This is a genomic window from Lentzea aerocolonigenes (genome assembly GCF_000974445.1).
Taxonomy (GTDB): Bacteria; Actinomycetota; Actinomycetes; order Mycobacteriales; family Pseudonocardiaceae; genus Lentzea; species Lentzea aerocolonigenes.
Window position 1 is genome coordinate 1 of record NZ_BBOJ01000009.1, and the last position, 13821, is coordinate 13821.

General features: G+C 68.7%; 14 protein-coding genes. 7 read left to right on the forward strand and 7 right to left on the reverse strand.

Going from position 1 to position 13821, the window contains the following annotated elements; translation table 11 throughout:
• From AOM45_RS18270 to AOM45_RS18280, 3 genes are all read left to right on the forward strand, one after another.
• Positions 1-715, forward strand: a 715-nt coding sequence (locus tag AOM45_RS18270; protein ID WP_174517916.1) for a transposase, incomplete at its 5' end; no start/stop codon positions are given.
• 315 nt (positions 716-1030) lie between these two features.
• Positions 1031-1891, forward strand: a complete 861-nt coding sequence (locus tag AOM45_RS18275; protein ID WP_030466487.1) for a patatin-like phospholipase family protein — start codon at positions 1031-1033, stop codon at positions 1889-1891.
• 197 nt (positions 1892-2088) lie between these two features.
• Complete coding sequence (locus AOM45_RS18280; protein ID WP_051782990.1) at positions 2089-3792, forward strand: discoidin domain-containing protein; 1704 nt, start codon at positions 2089-2091, stop codon at positions 3790-3792.
• Here the strand turns inward: AOM45_RS18280 and AOM45_RS18285 are convergent.
• The 4 genes from AOM45_RS18285 to AOM45_RS18300 are packed head-to-tail and all read right to left on the reverse strand — an operon-like array spanning position 3789 to position 6829.
• Positions 3789-4646, reverse strand: a complete 858-nt coding sequence (locus AOM45_RS18285) for an ABC transporter ATP-binding protein (RefSeq protein WP_030466485.1) — start codon at positions 4644-4646, stop codon at positions 3789-3791. The genes AOM45_RS18280 and AOM45_RS18285 overlap by 4 nt on opposite strands.
• A complete protein-coding gene (locus AOM45_RS18290) occupies positions 4643-5041 on the reverse strand; it encodes a GntR family transcriptional regulator (RefSeq protein WP_201780010.1) in 399 nt (132 codons plus the stop codon). Before AOM45_RS18290 ends, AOM45_RS18285 begins: the two co-directional genes overlap by 4 nt.
• Positions 5042-5087: 46 nt before the next feature.
• Positions 5088-6086 carry an ABC transporter permease gene (locus AOM45_RS18295; protein ID WP_030466483.1) on the reverse strand — a complete coding sequence of 333 codons (999 nt, stop codon included), beginning with the start codon at positions 6084-6086 and terminating at the stop codon, positions 5088-5090.
• Positions 6083-6829, reverse strand: coding sequence for an ABC transporter ATP-binding protein (locus tag AOM45_RS18300; RefSeq protein ID WP_051782974.1), 747 nt, complete (start codon positions 6827-6829; stop codon positions 6083-6085). Before AOM45_RS18300 ends, AOM45_RS18295 begins: the two co-directional genes overlap by 4 nt.
• Positions 6830-7055: 226 nt before the next feature.
• Between AOM45_RS18300 and AOM45_RS18305 the strand changes: the two genes are divergently transcribed.
• The 3 genes from AOM45_RS18305 to AOM45_RS18315 are packed head-to-tail and all read left to right on the forward strand — an operon-like array spanning position 7056 to position 9443.
• Positions 7056-7634, forward strand: a complete 579-nt coding sequence (locus AOM45_RS18305) for an RNA polymerase sigma factor (RefSeq protein WP_030466481.1) — start codon at positions 7056-7058, stop codon at positions 7632-7634.
• A complete protein-coding gene (locus AOM45_RS18310; RefSeq protein WP_030466480.1) occupies positions 7631-8485 on the forward strand; it encodes a hypothetical protein in 855 nt (284 codons plus the stop codon). The genes AOM45_RS18305 and AOM45_RS18310 overlap by 4 nt, the downstream gene beginning before the upstream one ends.
• Positions 8486-8528: 43 nt before the next feature.
• Positions 8529-9443, forward strand: a complete 915-nt coding sequence (locus tag AOM45_RS18315) for an alpha/beta fold hydrolase (RefSeq protein WP_051782973.1) — start codon at positions 8529-8531, stop codon at positions 9441-9443.
• Here AOM45_RS18315 and AOM45_RS18320 read toward each other — a convergent pair.
• Both AOM45_RS18320 and AOM45_RS18325 read right to left on the reverse strand, forming a co-directional pair.
• Entirely contained in the window at positions 9353-9886 is a 534-nt protein-coding gene (locus AOM45_RS18320) for a hypothetical protein (protein WP_030466478.1), read from the reverse strand. The genes AOM45_RS18315 and AOM45_RS18320 overlap by 91 nt on opposite strands.
• A 20-nt stretch (positions 9887-9906) precedes the next feature.
• Positions 9907-11346, reverse strand: a complete 1440-nt coding sequence (locus AOM45_RS18325) for a WS/DGAT/MGAT family O-acyltransferase (protein WP_236703736.1) — start codon at positions 11344-11346, stop codon at positions 9907-9909.
• Between the two features lie 221 nt (positions 11347-11567).
• Here AOM45_RS18325 and AOM45_RS18330 point away from each other — a divergent pair, with 221 nt between their 5' ends.
• Positions 11568-12386 carry an esterase/lipase family protein gene (locus tag AOM45_RS18330; protein WP_035909544.1) on the forward strand — a complete coding sequence of 273 codons (819 nt, stop codon included), beginning with the start codon at positions 11568-11570 and terminating at the stop codon, positions 12384-12386.
• Positions 12387-12401: 15 nt separating this feature from the next.
• Here the strand turns inward: AOM45_RS18330 and AOM45_RS18335 are convergent, their stop codons facing one another.
• The gene (locus AOM45_RS18335; RefSeq protein ID WP_030466475.1) at positions 12402-13763 is read right to left on the reverse strand and encodes a glycoside hydrolase family 28 protein; all 1362 of its coding nucleotides are present in this window, start codon (positions 13761-13763) and stop codon (positions 12402-12404) included.
• Positions 13764-13821 lie beyond the last annotated feature (58 nt).

The window sequence follows — 13821 nt, forward strand, 5'->3', positions numbered from 1 at the left end:
CGCCGACTCCGGCGGATGTTCCCAGGCGCTGCTGCACTATCTCACCGAGCTGGGCCTGGAGTACTCGATCGGGTTTCCCGCCCAGGACGGGGTCAAAGCGGCGATCGACGCGATCCCGGCGCAGGCCTGGCGCGCCGCGATCGACAGCGACGGCGGCCCGCGCGACGGCGCCCAGGTCGCCGAACTCACCACCTGGATGCCCACACCGAGCCGGGCAAGCCATTCCGCCGCGCGGACCTGGCCGCCCGGGATGCGGGTGATCGCCCGCCGTGAACGCCCGCATCCCGGCGCGCAACTACGCCTGACCGACCGCGACGGCTGGCGGATCACCTGCTTCGCCACCAACACCCGCGCACCCGGCTGGACCCTGCCCGATCTGGAGGTCCGTCACCGCCAGCGCGCCCGCGCCGAAGACCGCATCCGCGGCCAGAAAGACACCGGGATGCGCAACCTGCCCTTCCACGGCTTCACACAGAATCAGATCTGGCTCGAGATCGCCGCCCTGGCCGCCGACCTGCTCGCCTGGACCCAGACCCTCGCCTTCGACCAACACGAACCGGCACGGCGCTGGGAACCCAAACGACTACGGCTACGCGTCCTCACCGTCGCCGGACGCATCATCCACAGCGGACGCCGCCACCGACTCAGGCTGCCACGCGACTGGCCCTGGAACCATCTCATCCACACCGGCTACACCGCGCTGCACACCAGCTGAACCCAGCACCCCGACCCCACGACAAGGACCAGGAGAACCGGCGGCCCAGCGCCGGAAACCACCCCTGCCCAACACAATCGAGCACAGCACCCCGTCCACCGGCACCTCAACTAGGCGCCACGTGAAAGATCGAGGTTAGTGCCGTGACCGGCAGCCTTTGCCCCGTATTTCGACGTCCAGACGGGTGCATCGTGGTGCCGGCCCCGCGTCCTCATCCTGGTTGGCTTCGGACGTGGGGCCGGTGCCGCGAGGCGCCCTGCTGGGCGCCGGAAGACGCGGCGAAGGCTGCCGGTCACGGCACTAGGATCATCCGACGTGACGATCTCATTGCCCGGACCGGTCGCCTTCGTGCTCGGCGGCGGCGGAAGCCTCGGCGCCGCGCAGGTCGGCATGCTGCGCGCGTTGCAGGAGCACGGCGTGCGCCCGGACCTCGTCGTGGGCACCTCGGTCGGTTCGGTCAACGGTTCGCTGCTCGCTTTGGATCCGGAGAAGGCGGCGTCCAGGCTGGCCGTGCTGTGGGAGGGCATGACCCGCCAGCGCGTGTTCCCCGGTGGCCCGATCGCGCAGCTCCGTTCGTTGCGCACCAACAAGACCTACCTGTTCCCGAACACCGGCCTCGCGGACGTGCTGGCGGAGGGGCTGGACGGATGTGCCTCGTTCGACGGCCTGACGCTGCCGTTCGGCGCGGTGTCGGTCGACTGCGTGACCGGTGAGGCCGTCAACATCACGTCGGGCTCGCTGATCCCCGCGATCCTGGCCAGCGCGGCGATCCCGGGCGTCTACCCGCCCGTGCGGATCGACGACCGCGTCCTCTACGACGGTGGTGTGCTCGCCAACGTTCCGATCCGCCAGGCGCTGGCGATGGGCGCGAAGTCGTTGGTGGTGCTGGACTGCGCGTTCCCCGGCCACCTGCCTGGAGTGCCGGAGACGCTGGCCGAGACGCTGCTGTTCTGGGCCACGCTGGGCATGCGCAACCAGGCCGTGCTGGAGGTGGAGCTCGCGTCGCAGCAGGCGCCCGTGCTGTACCTGCCCGGTCCGCCCGTGCAGGCCGTGACGCCGCTGGACTTCTCGCACACCGCGGAGCTCGTCGAGGCCTCCTACGCGGCTTCGGCGGCGTTCCTGACGACGCTGGAGATCACGGGGGCCGGCCTGTACGGCCACCCCTCCCACGGCTGAGACATCGGCTCATTTGGAGCCTTTATCGATTCGGTTGGCCATGTAACGCCCTCATACCTCCGATGACCTCTTGAGTGCGGCCGCGAATTGGCGTAGACCTTTCCGCGGTAACACCGAGCACGTCTTCCTCCCGCCGCAGGAGGCGTCCACCAGGAGGCTGGCTCGTGCGCAAAACGTTGCGTCGTCTCGGCGTGTTGATGACCGCCGCTCTACTCGTTGCAGGCGTGAGCTCTCCGGCGCGCGCCGAGGTGCTGCATCCCCGTCAGGACTGGCTGCGGGCGTCCACGTCGGGGCTGTTCCTGCACTGGGGGATGCGGACGAATCCGGGCTACACCAGTTGCAGCGCTTGGGAAGCCGCGGTGACCGGTGGTGGCTGGTCCGCCAAGTACTGGGTGGACGAGGCGAAGAAGCTGCACGCGCAGTACCTCGTGCTGGCGTCGTTCCACTCCCGGCTCGGCTACGCGCGCGCGTGGCCGTCGGCGATTCCCGGCAGCTGCTCGACCAAGCGCGACTTCCTCGGCGAGCTGATCGACGCGGCGTCGGCGCAGGGGCTCAAGGTCATCAACTACATGACCGACGACCCGAAGTGGCACGACGAGGGCGGGCACGAGTGGCTCGACTCGGCCGCCTACTCGAAGTACAAGGGCAAGACGGTCGACCTCCAGGAACGGCCGGGGTTCGGGCAGTTCAGCTACGACAACTTCGTCGAAGTCATGCAGCGCTACCCCAAGCTCGCGGGGTTCTGGATCGACAACGACAACGCGTACTGGGAGCAGAACGGCCTGTACGAGCGGATCCGGCGGGAACGGCCGGACATGGTCCTCAGCAACAACAACGAGGACACGCCGATCATGGACACGATCAGCAACGAGCAGAAGACCGGCATGACGCCGTCGTACGACTACCCGCAGGCGGTGTACACGGCGGCGCCGCGGTTGATCGAGGCGTGCTTCAAGCTGCCGAGCGGCGGGGCGTGGTGGTACTCCGGCTCGAACTCCACCGTCGACTACAAGCTCACGCTGGGCAGGCTGATCACCAACGCCGGGTCGGACGTCAAGGCGTTGATGGCCGAGACCGCGATGGTCAACGGCAAGTTCCCGTCGAACCAGGCTTCCTTCAACAACTTCGCTTCGGGGTACCTCGGCGACATCTGGGAGTCGATCGGCGGCACGTACGGCGGCGGCTACCTGCACGACGGGTTGAAGCCGGGGTTCTGGAACGACGGCGCGCACGGCGTCACGACCGTGTCCAAAGTGGATCCTGATAAGCACTACGTCCACGTGCTGACGAAGCCGTCGGGCACGACGTTGAAGGTGCGGGACAACGGGTACAAGGTCTCGCGCGTGACGAACCTGCGCACCGGGGCGGCCGTGTCGTGGGCGCAGTCGGGTGGAACGCTGACCCTGAACGGGATTTCGTCGTGGGACCAGTACGACACCGTGTTCAAGGTCGAGACCGCGGGGCGTGAGGGGATCATCCCGGCGTCGTCGTACACGATGAGCGCGTCGGCGTCCGGGTCCGGCCACCCGGCCTCTGCCGCGGCGGACGGCAACTACCAGACCTACTGGGACGCAACGGGTGCGGGCACGGTGTCGTTGCGCTTCGACCTGGGCTCGGCCCGGCAGGTCTCGTACGTGGCGTTGAACCAGCGCGAGGACTCGACCACCTATCCGGCGTCCGGTTCCGCGCGCATCAAGAACTACAACGTCTACACGTCCAGCGACGGTTCCAACTGGACGAAGGTGAAGTCCGGGTCGTTGGCGAACCACCGCGGGGTGCAGTTCATCGACCTGCCCGCGAACACGACCGCACGGCACGTCCGGGTGGAGAAGACGTCCACGCAGGGCAAGGCGCAGCTGCGGGTCGACGAGGCGTGGCTCGGGTCGGCGTATCCCAGCTAGGTCGACGAGCGTCGTTCGCGCGACGCCCGCAGGTAGCCCATGACCAGGGATTCGAGGTCAGGTTCGGTGCCGGCCCAGCCTTTCGGCGCCGGCCTGGCCTCGCGCACCAGCAGGGTGGCCTGGCGTTCGGTGCGGGTCGCGTTGATCAGCGTTCCCTCCACAGCGGACTCGTCGGCGGCCGGGCCGACCAGGATCCGGTGCTGTGCAAGGACTTCCTCGATGTCACCGTCGACCTGGACCCGGCCCTCGTCGATCAGCAGGAGGTGGTCGCACACCTCGCGCAGGTCGCTGAGCAGGTGCGAGGACATCACGACCGTGGTGCCGCGCTCGGCGACCTCGGTCATGATGATCCGCAGCGTCTCGTCGCGGGCCAGCGGGTCCAGGTCGGACAGCGGTTCGTCCAGGAGCAGCAGCCGGGGGAGCCGTCCCAGCGCCATCGCGATGGCGACCTGGGTGAGGGCGCCCGCGGACAGCGTGCCGACCTTCGCGTCGTGGTCCACGCCGGCCAGCAGCCCGAGCACCTCGCGGACCCGGTCGGCCGACCAGCGGTCGTTCATGGCCGCGCAGGCCCGCGCCAGTTCGCGCACCGTGAGATCGCGGTAGAGGGAACGGTCCTGCGCCAGGAACGACACGTCCGGGTGGATCCGGCCCCGCACCGGAGTGCCGAAGGCGCTGATCTCACCGGTGGTCGGCCGGACGATGCCCGCCGCCATGCGCAGCAGGGTGCTCTTGCCCGCGCCGTTCGGGCCGACGAGCGCGACGACCTTCCCCCCGGGGACGGTGAAGTCGCAGTCGCGGACGGCCCAGCGGGCGCGGTACCGCTTGCCCAGTGCGGTGGCGGTCAGGGGATTCATGATCGTTCCTCGGCGGGGTAGTGCTCGTCGCGGACCGCCACGTACAGCGCGTCGACGTCCTCGACGACGAGCCCGCCTTTCTGGGCGCGGTCCATCCAGCCCGACAGTTCCTGGCGCAGCGGTGCGTCGTCGCCGGTGGTGGCCTCGGACGACAGCGACTTGGTCACGAAGGTGCCCAGACCGCGGCGGCCCTCCACCAGTCCGTCCCGTTCGAGCTCGCGGTAGGCCTTGAGCACGGTGTTGGGGTTGATGGCGGTCGCCTCCACCACCTCACGCGCCGCTGGCAGCCGGTCGCCGGGGTTCAGCAGTCCCAGTCGCATGGCTTGTTTGACCTGCTGGACGATCTGCATGTAGGTGGAGACCCCGGAGCGCCGGTCGATCCGGAACTCGATCACGTCGGTCAGCATAGGTGCTCGCGCGGTTGGAGGACCTGCGCAGTCCTCAGCTCTGACGCCGCAGCGCCCAGGTGGTACCGGCCAGCAGCAGGACGGCGAGCGCGCCGAAGATCGCCGCGTCGACGAGGTGCACCTGCCACGCCTGGCTCTCCGGGATGAAGTCCGCGTACCGCTTGGCGAGACCGGACTTCGGCAGGCACGCCAGGAACTCCTGTTGCGACTCCGCCGTCCCCGAGCCTTGCGGCACGCTCTTGCACGCCGCGGTCAGAGCGTTGACCTTGTCTTGCGCGACCGGTTGCCCGGCGGCGTCGAGATAGCCGTGGTCGAGCACGAGGCTGCCGTCCGTGTACACCGTCAGTTCCTTGTCCGGCGACACCTCCACGCGCTGGGCGGGAACCAGCCGGTCCACCAGACCGGCCAGGGCGAAGCGCACGACGACGAACGCGCCGAGCCCCGCGGTCATCGCCACCAGCGTGCGGCGCGACATGACACCGATGAAGGTGCCGAGGGCGAAGGCGAACAGCGCGTACCCGGCCGGGGAGACGTGCCCGATGCTGAAGTTCAGGGCCGTGAACGGACCGTTCATGAGCGGGCCCAGCGTGCCGGCCGCGGACAGCCACCACGAGACCATGGACTGGAGCACGGCCAGCACCACCAGCGCGGGCACCAGCGCCATCACCAGTTTGCTGACCATCCACCGGGTACGACTCACCGACTGGGTGAAGGCGAGCACGTGGGTGCCCTGTTCCAGCTCGCGGGCGAACAGGGGAGCCCCGATGAAGACACCGATCAGTGCAGGTCCGAAGAGGATCGACATCCGCGCGATGTCCAGCGGGTTCGCCCACGCCTCCGCGAAGCTCTTCGCCGCCGCCGCCGGTGCCGTGCACTGGTCGAGAGGCACCGACACGCAGCCGGTGAGCCCCGCGGAGGTGAGGGAATCGATCATGCTCGACCGCAGCAGCGTGATGACGCCCGCGCCGACGACCAGCAGGCCGAGCAGAGTGAGCAGCTGCGCGCGCTGCCGCCGCCAGGAAACCCAGATCATGCCGCTTCCTCCAGTGCTGCCTGACGCATGCGGTTCAGCACCAGCTCGCCGAGCGGGGTGCCGTTGGGGCTCAGCCGGTCGACGTCCCCGGCCAGCAGGATCCGGCCTCCGTGGAGCAGGACGAGGTGATCGCACACGCCTTCCAGCTCCGCCAGCACGTGCGACGACAGCACCACGGTAATGCCCTGGGTCCTCGCCTCGATCATCAGCGCGCGCAGCACGGCCTCGCGGGCCAGCGGGTCCAGATCGGCCAACGGCTCGTCGAGCAACAGCAACCCGGGCCGCTTGCCCAGCGCCAGCGCCAGCGCGACGCGGGTGCGCTGCCCGCCGGAGAGGGTGCCCACCCTGGCGTTCATCGGCACCTGAGCCTGCCCGACCAGGTACTCGGCGTAGCCCTGGTCCCAGGTCGGGTTGGTCCGCGCCCCGAACGTGAGCGTCTCGGTCACCGTGAACTGCGGGTACAGCGGCTTCTGCTGAGCCAGGTAGGACACCGCGGGGTGCAGCCCTTTGCCGGTCGGACGGTCGCCGAAGACGGAGATCCGCCCGGTCGTCGGGCTCAGCAACCCGGTGATCAGCCCCATCAGCGTGCTCTTGCCGGCGCCGTTCGGGCCGACGAGGGCCACGACCCGGTTGCTCGGGATCACCAGGGACGTCTCGCGCAGGGCCCAGCCGCGGCGGTACTTCTTGCCCAGGCCCTCGGCGATGACCGGAGGTGCCTGGTCAGGGTGCCTTCGCAGGTTCAAGGCAGTCTCCTTTCCGTCGTGGGATACGGCGCCAAGGTAACACCTTTCACTAGTGAAGTAGTGAACCGGTGATCAGTGCCTCGGGCGCGCAACCCGGCGGCGGGATGGGAGTCCGGGGGCGCGGTATCAGCTGTGTCGGCTGGGGAGGTCCGCCACGCTCCGCCCGCTGGAGCGGGGTGCGTGAAACTGGTGCCAACACCGACGGGGCGAGCGGACACGAACAGGTATGACGAGCGAAGACCCTGACGACCGCTCCCTGTGGTCGCAGGCCGCTGGGGGCGGTGCGCACGCCTTCGGGGTGCTGTTCGACCGGCACGCCAAGGCGGTTTACAACCACTGCTTCCGGTTGACGGCTTCCTGGGCCGAGGCCGAGGACCACCTGCAGGCCACGTTTCTGCTGGCCTGGCGCAAGCGGGCGGAGGTGCGGCTGGAGCGCGAGTCGGCGCTGCCGTGGCTGCTCACGGTGGCCACGAACGTCGTGCGCAACGAGCAGCGGTCCCTGCTGCGCAGGCTGAAGAACCTGCGGCGCGTCGGTGAGGAGCCGGCCGTGCCCGACCACGCGGATCTGGTGGTGGAACGGCTGGACGACCAGCGGCGGATGAAGGAGCTGCTCCGGGCGGTGGCGCGGTTGCCGCGCAACGAACGTGAGGCGCTCGCGCTGTGCGTGTGGTCCGAGGTGTCGTACGCGGATGCCGCCGCGGTCCTCGGGATCGCCGAGGGCAGCGTGCGGGCTCGGGTCAGCAAGGCCAAGTCGAAGCTCCAGCAGCAGCACCGCGAGCTCGTGCACACCGGGGAGGACCGATGACCAGCATGCTTCCGCCCACTCGCGACCTGCCGCCCGGCCGGCAGACCCGGATCCGCGCCGAGCTCGAACGGGCCGTCGCCGGACGCCGCAGGACCTCGCGCCTCACCGTGCCGCTCCTCGCCGCGGCTGCCGCGGTGGCCGTCGTCGCCACGGGCGTGGTGCTGCTGCGGCCCGCCCCCACGGACCCGACGCCCGCCATCTACACCACCACCTTGCCGCCGACAACGACGACCAGCATCGACTTCGGTGTGTCGCAGGAGACGGTCGCCGCCATCGAGGAGGGCTGCGCCAAGTCCGCGGGCGTGGGCAAGGCGAAGCTCTACCAGCTCCGGCACGAGGACACCCGGTGGGCGCTGCTCTACACCGACAAGGAGGCGCTGACCTGCAGCATCGGAGTGGGCGGCATCGAGTACAACTCGGGTTTCGGGCAGACCAGCGTGCCGTGGCTGCCGGGGCACTTCTCCATCGACACCATGGGGGCGAGGGCCGGCGGTGAGAAGACCATCGATCCCGCCTCCGCTGGTACGCGCGGCTACCGCCAGGTCGTCGGCCGGGTCGACAGCAGGGTGGCGCGGGTGACGTACACGGCCGACGGGGAGACCGTCGACGCCAAGATCGCCAACGGCACGTACGCCGTGCGCATGTACAAGCCGCCGAACTGGGCTCCGAGCTTCGACCCGAGGCAGGACCCGCCCGAGTTCGTGCAGGCCTACGACTCGGCGGGCAACCTGCTCGGCAGCAGCGCCGACACCGCGACCAACTGCTACTACGAGCCGTCGAGCCGCACGATCGTGTACGGGGACCGGCGGCTGGACCCCAGCACGTGCAAGCCCGCCCAGCCGTGGCGCTGACAGCGGCTACCCATCGGTAGCGTCAACCGACATACTGGTTGGTATGACGACTGTGGCGAACTTCGGCGGCACCAGCCACTACGCGGACCTCGACGGGCCCGTGCACTGGGTCGACTTCGGCGGACCTGAGGACGGGCCGTGGGTCGTCCTCGTGCACGGGCTCGGCGGGTCGCACCTGAACTGGGCGCTGCTGGCGCCGTTGCTCGCGGAGAAAGCCCGTGTCACGGCCGTCGACCTCGCCGGGCACGGCCTGACGAACCCGGAGGGCCGCGAGACCACGGTCCAGGCCAACACCCGGTTGCTGGGCCGGTTCGTGCGAGACGTCGTCAGGGAACCTGTGGTCCTCGTCGGCAACTCGATGGGCGGGCTGATCTCGCTCTTCCACGCCGCCTACAGCCCGGAGCTGGTCAAGGGCCTGGTGCTGGTCGACCCGGCCCTGCCGATGGTGTTCGGCACGCGGCCGGACCCGACCATGCTCGCCACGTTCTTCATGTACTCGGTGCCGGGCCTGGGCGAGCGGTTCCTCGCGAAGGCCCGGGCGGTGCCGGCCCGCAAGCAGATCGACCGCCTGCTCGAGATGGTGTGCGCGGATCCGTCGGGCATCCCCGAGGAGCTCAAGCTGGCCAGCGAGCACCTGATCGACGAGCGCGCGAAGGTCGACGGCCTGGACAAGGCGTTCCTCGCCGCCGCCCGCAGCACCGTGTTCACGACGTCGCGGCGCGGCGCCTACTACGCGGCGATGTCCAAGGTCCGCGTGCCGGTGTTCCTGATGAGCGGCGACCGGGACCGGCTGGTCAACGTCGCCGCCGCCCGGTTCGTCGCGCGCAGGCACCCGCACTGGCGCTACGACGAGTACGCGGGCATCGGTCACGTGCCCCAGATGGAGATCCCCGAGGTCGTGTCCGAGCGGGTCCTCGACTGGATGGATGCCAACCGTTTGAGCACCTCCGCGAGCTGACCGAGCGTGAGCCGCTCCCGCAGCACGGGGGCGGCTCCGGTCAGCACGAAGTGGTCGTCGAACTGCTCGACGCCGGTGAGCTCGATGCCGCGCGGCAGCTCCGGCACGGCGAAGACGCGCGCCGGCAGCCACCTGTGGAGCTTGACGTGCAGCTCCGAGCCGACCAACTGGACGGTCAACGGCAACCAACTGACCCGTTGGTACTCCGGAATGTCCGAGAAGTTCACCTCGACCCGGAACTCGACGGGGGACGTCACCAGCGTCGCGGGCGGGTTCACGTGCACGTCCCGGCACACGACGGTCGCGCGGCGAGCACGCCAGCGCGACCACCGCACGTTCTCGAGCTCGATGCGGACGTCGTCGAGCTGGCCGAGTGCCAGTCCGAGGGCACCCAGCCGTGCGTCGAGTCCTACTACGGTCAGGTGCAGGTCGTGCGCACCCACCTGAACCGTGACGTCGTGTCTCAGGCCGTGGTCTCCGGCTTCGCGTCGACGACCTTCTGCGCCGCTGCCGTGCTCTCGGCCGCCTCGGCGGCCAGCGCGACCATCTCGTCGAACCCGGCGCGGATGCCATCGGCGAGCAGCTGCACGTCCGGCACACCGTCGAAGTCGGCGTTGATGCCGAACGTGAACCTGTCCAGGTACGAGAAGATGCCGACGGTGATCCGGATCGTCGAGGCGACCGGCACGTACGGGAACATCTCCACCAGCGGGCGGCCGAGCATGTAGAGCGGGATGCGCGGGCCCGGCACGTTCGTGGTGACGGTCTGCAGGATCTGCTGGGGGAACCGCATCGCGGTCCGCGAGCCCAGCGCCATCAGCGTCGGCGCGGCGAAGTTCGACAGGTTCGTGATCACGTCGGCGCCGGCGGCCTGGCGGGAGCTCTTCAGATCGTCCATCTGCGCGCGGATCGACGCGAGCCGCTTCACCGGGTCCGCCTCGCCGACCGGCAGGTTCACCAGCACGGCGCTGACGCGGTTGTTGAGCTCGTTGTGCTGGTCGGCCTTGCGCATCGACACCGGCACCATGGTCCGCACGACCATGCCCTCGGTCAGCTCGCCGCGCTTCTCCAGCAGGTCGCGGAAACCACGCGTGATCGCCGTGAGGATGACGTCGTTCACGGTGCCACCGGCGGCCGTGCGGATCTGCTTGATCTCGGCCAGGTTCGCGCGCGCCCACACCCAGCGGCGGTGAGGCCCGATAGGACCGTTCAACGACGTCGCGGCCCGCGTGACCAGACGTCGCGCCGTGCCGGGCAGCGATCCGAGCACCGACTTGCCGAAGTCGACGATCTCGCTGAGCGAGCGCAGGTTCCGCGCGACCGCGGGCAACGCGGCGAGGTGCTGCACGGGCGTGACGACCGCGTCGCGCACACCGTCGACGACCAGGTCGAGGGTCGACGGCTGCCGCGCCGGCGTCCACTCCTTGGGCTCCGGGATAGCGCTGTCCTGCTTGAAGTCCAGCATGAGCTGGAGCATGTCCGTTCCGGACACTCCGTCGATCATGCAGTGGTGGACCTTGGAGATGATCGCCCAGCGGCCGCCTTCGAGACCCTCGACGAGCCAGGCCTCCCACAGCGGCTTCGTGTCGTCGAGCTTCTGCGCGAAGATCCGGCCCGCGAGGTTGCGCAGCTGGTCCTCGCCGCCCGGCGACGGCACCGCGGTGTGGCGCACGTGGTACAGGATGTTGAAGTGGTCGTCGTCGACCCAGACCGGACGGCCGACGTGGAACGGCAGGGCCTTCACCTTCTGCCGGTAGCGGGGAACCTGGTCCAGCCGCGACACGAAGAGGCGGATCACGTCACCGTAGGACGGCACCGGGCCGTCGAACACGAGGACGGAGCCGACGTGCATGGGCACGTTCTCGTCCTCGATGAAGTAGAAGCCTGCGTCCAAAGAGCTCATCCGATCCACTCGAAAAATGCTAGAGGACGAGAGCATCTGAATCGACGTCCATGCAGGTGAGAGGCACTGCACACGTGTGAGGTTGCCAACGCGTTACCTGGCGGTGGCGAATCGAGACTCGAAAGTACTGGCGAAAAGATCGTTCACGAAACATCATGGACTCACTGGGCAACGCCGCCCAGGGCGCCGGCTCGGGGTTGTCGACGTGTGGGGAGGCTCCTATGTCCGCTGTACCTTCGGACGAAGTCTTCGAAGTTCCTGCTGCCTCTCCGCTCCACCTCGTCAGAGGATCGGCACCGGGCCTGTTCTGGTACCTCACCGAGCCCACCCGCTGCGCCCTCGACGTCGGCGAGTTCGTCGCCACCCGTTCGATGCTGCGCGGCGCGCCTTCCGGTGACGGCCACCCGGTCCTCGTGTTCCCCGGCCTCGGAGCCGCGGACTCGTCCACGGTGATGCTGCGCCGGTTCCTGTCCGGTTTGGGCTACGACGTCCACCGGTGGGGCCTCGGCCGCAACATCGGGCCGACGCGCAAGGCCGTCGACGGCATGCACGCGTTGGTGAAGAAGGTTTCCGACTCCCACGGCGGCCCGGTGTCGATCGTCGGCTGGTCGCTCGGCGGGATCTTCGCGCGCGAGATGGCGCGCGACCACCCGCACCGCGTGCGCCAGGTGATCACGCTCGGGTCGCCGTACAACATGAGCGATCCCGTGCAGTCACGGGCGATGCCGGCCTTCGCGTTGTTCTCGCGCCTGCACATCCCGCGCGACGAGTTCCCGCCCCTGGAGTCGACGCGGCCGCCGATCCCGGTGCCCGCCACGTCGATCTACTCCAAGACGGACGGGATCGTGTCGTGGGAGTCGTGCGTCGAGGAACCGGGACCGCGGCGCGAAAGCGTGCAGGTGTCGTCCTCGCACCTGGGCTACGGCTTCAACGCCACCGTTCTGTGGGTGGTGGCTGACCGGCTGGCGCAGGCGGAGGGCACGTGGGCACCCTTCGCCGCGCCGCCCGGCATGGCCCGCATGTACCCGCGGGCCGCCTGATCTGCCCAGGAGGAGTTACTTCGTCATCGGCTTGCCGTTCGCCGTGACGTTGGTGAACTTCAGGCCGTCGACGTTCTTGACGGTGTTGGTGGTGGAGCCGACACCGTTGAACTTGCTGTCGCGCACTTCCAGGCCCTTGACGTGTTCCTGCGCGAGACCGGACACGTCGAGGACCTTGGAAGCCTTGGTGCAGCTGGAGTTCGAGACGGAGAACGGGCCGAACTTGGGCACATTGCTGCCCGTCTGCGAGTTGTAGGTCGTGGTGACGTAGACGAAGGCGCGCTCGAACGTGCCGGAGACGCTGTCCAGGTTGATGTTCTGCGAGAAGCCGCCGCGTTTGGTGTTGGACTTGACGTACAGCGCGAACTTGGTGGCGTTGACGCAGTTCAGCTTGTAGCCGTAGACGTTGCGGATGCCGCCGGTCTGCTCGGAGCCGCACGTGATGGCGCCCCAGTTGCCGTTCATGCGGCAGTTGACGACGACGATGTTCTGGCACGGCACGTTGATCCGCCGGCCGTCCTCGTCGCGGCCCGACTTGATGGCCACGTTGTCGTCGTGCGCGCCGAGATCGCTGTTGGAGATCACGACGTGGTCGCACGACTCCGGGTCGCACGCGTCGGTGTTGTTAGCGGCCGTTGACGGGTCGGTGTGCACGTCGTCGACCGTGACGTTCTTGCAGAGCGTGGGGTGGATCTGCCAGAACTTGGGGTTCTTCAGCGTGATTCCCTGGATCAGCACGGTGTCGCAGTCGTAGGGCTCGACGAACGTGGAACGCATGTTCTTGCCGGAGCCGGGAACCACGCGCTTCTCCGGTGGGGTTCCCTTGGCCACCAACGACTCCAGGTACGAGCGGTCGCTGCCCTTGTTCCAGCTGCCGGTGGCGCCCGCGTCGAGCGTGCCCTTGCCGGTGAGCGCGATGTTGGTCTGCCGATGGGCGTAGATCATGGGGGAGCGGTTCATGCACTCGATGCCCTCGTAGCGCGTGAGCACGGTCGGGAACTTCGAGGCGTCACCGGAGAACTTGAGCAGCACACCGTCCTCCAGGTGGAAGTCGACGTTGCTCAGCAGGTGGATCGCGCCCGTGACGTAGGTGCCCTTGGGCACGATGACGTGACCACCGCCCGCCGCGTTGCAGGCGGCGATGGCCTTCTTGAAGGCTTCGGTGTTGTCGGTCTTGTTGTCGCCCTTGGCGCCGTACGCGGTCGCGTCGAAGTTCCTGTCCGGGAACGACGGGAGCTTCGTGTTCCGCACGATCTCGGTGGCGGCCGGCCAGGGCAGGTCGGGCACAGCGACCGCGGCCGGGGTGAGCGCGGGTGTGGCGATCGCGGCCACGACGGTGGACTTCATCAGCAGCCGACGTGTGATCCTGCCGTCCATTCGACGTCCTCTTCCTCGGAGGCGAACGGCGGCGTTGCGTAAAAACTGTAAACGTTTT

Bases quoted from the DNA above. Each gene is read 5' to 3' on its own strand.
- AOM45_RS18310 (WP_030466480.1), top strand. From the start codon at position 7,631: ATGACCAGCATGCTTCCGCCCACTCGCGACCTGCCGCCCGGCCGGCAG.
- AOM45_RS18285 (WP_030466485.1), bottom strand. From the start codon at position 4,646: ATGAATCCCCTGACCGCCACCGCACTGGGCAAGCGGTACCGCGCCCGC.
- AOM45_RS18305 (WP_030466481.1), top strand. From the start codon at position 7,056: ATGACGAGCGAAGACCCTGACGACCGCTCCCTGTGGTCGCAGGCCGCT.
- AOM45_RS18325 (WP_236703736.1), bottom strand. From the start codon at position 11,346: ATGAGCTCTTTGGACGCAGGCTTCTACTTCATCGAGGACGAGAACGTG.
- AOM45_RS18295 (WP_030466483.1), bottom strand. From the start codon at position 6,086: ATGATCTGGGTTTCCTGGCGGCGGCAGCGCGCGCAGCTGCTCACTCTG.
- AOM45_RS18330 (WP_035909544.1), top strand. From the start codon at position 11,568: ATGTCCGCTGTACCTTCGGACGAAGTCTTCGAAGTTCCTGCTGCCTCT.
- AOM45_RS18315 (WP_051782973.1), top strand. From the start codon at position 8,529: ATGACGACTGTGGCGAACTTCGGCGGCACCAGCCACTACGCGGACCTC.
- AOM45_RS18335 (WP_030466475.1), bottom strand. From the start codon at position 13,763: ATGGACGGCAGGATCACACGTCGGCTGCTGATGAAGTCCACCGTCGTG.
- AOM45_RS18280 (WP_051782990.1), top strand. From the start codon at position 2,089: ATGACCGCCGCTCTACTCGTTGCAGGCGTGAGCTCTCCGGCGCGCGCC.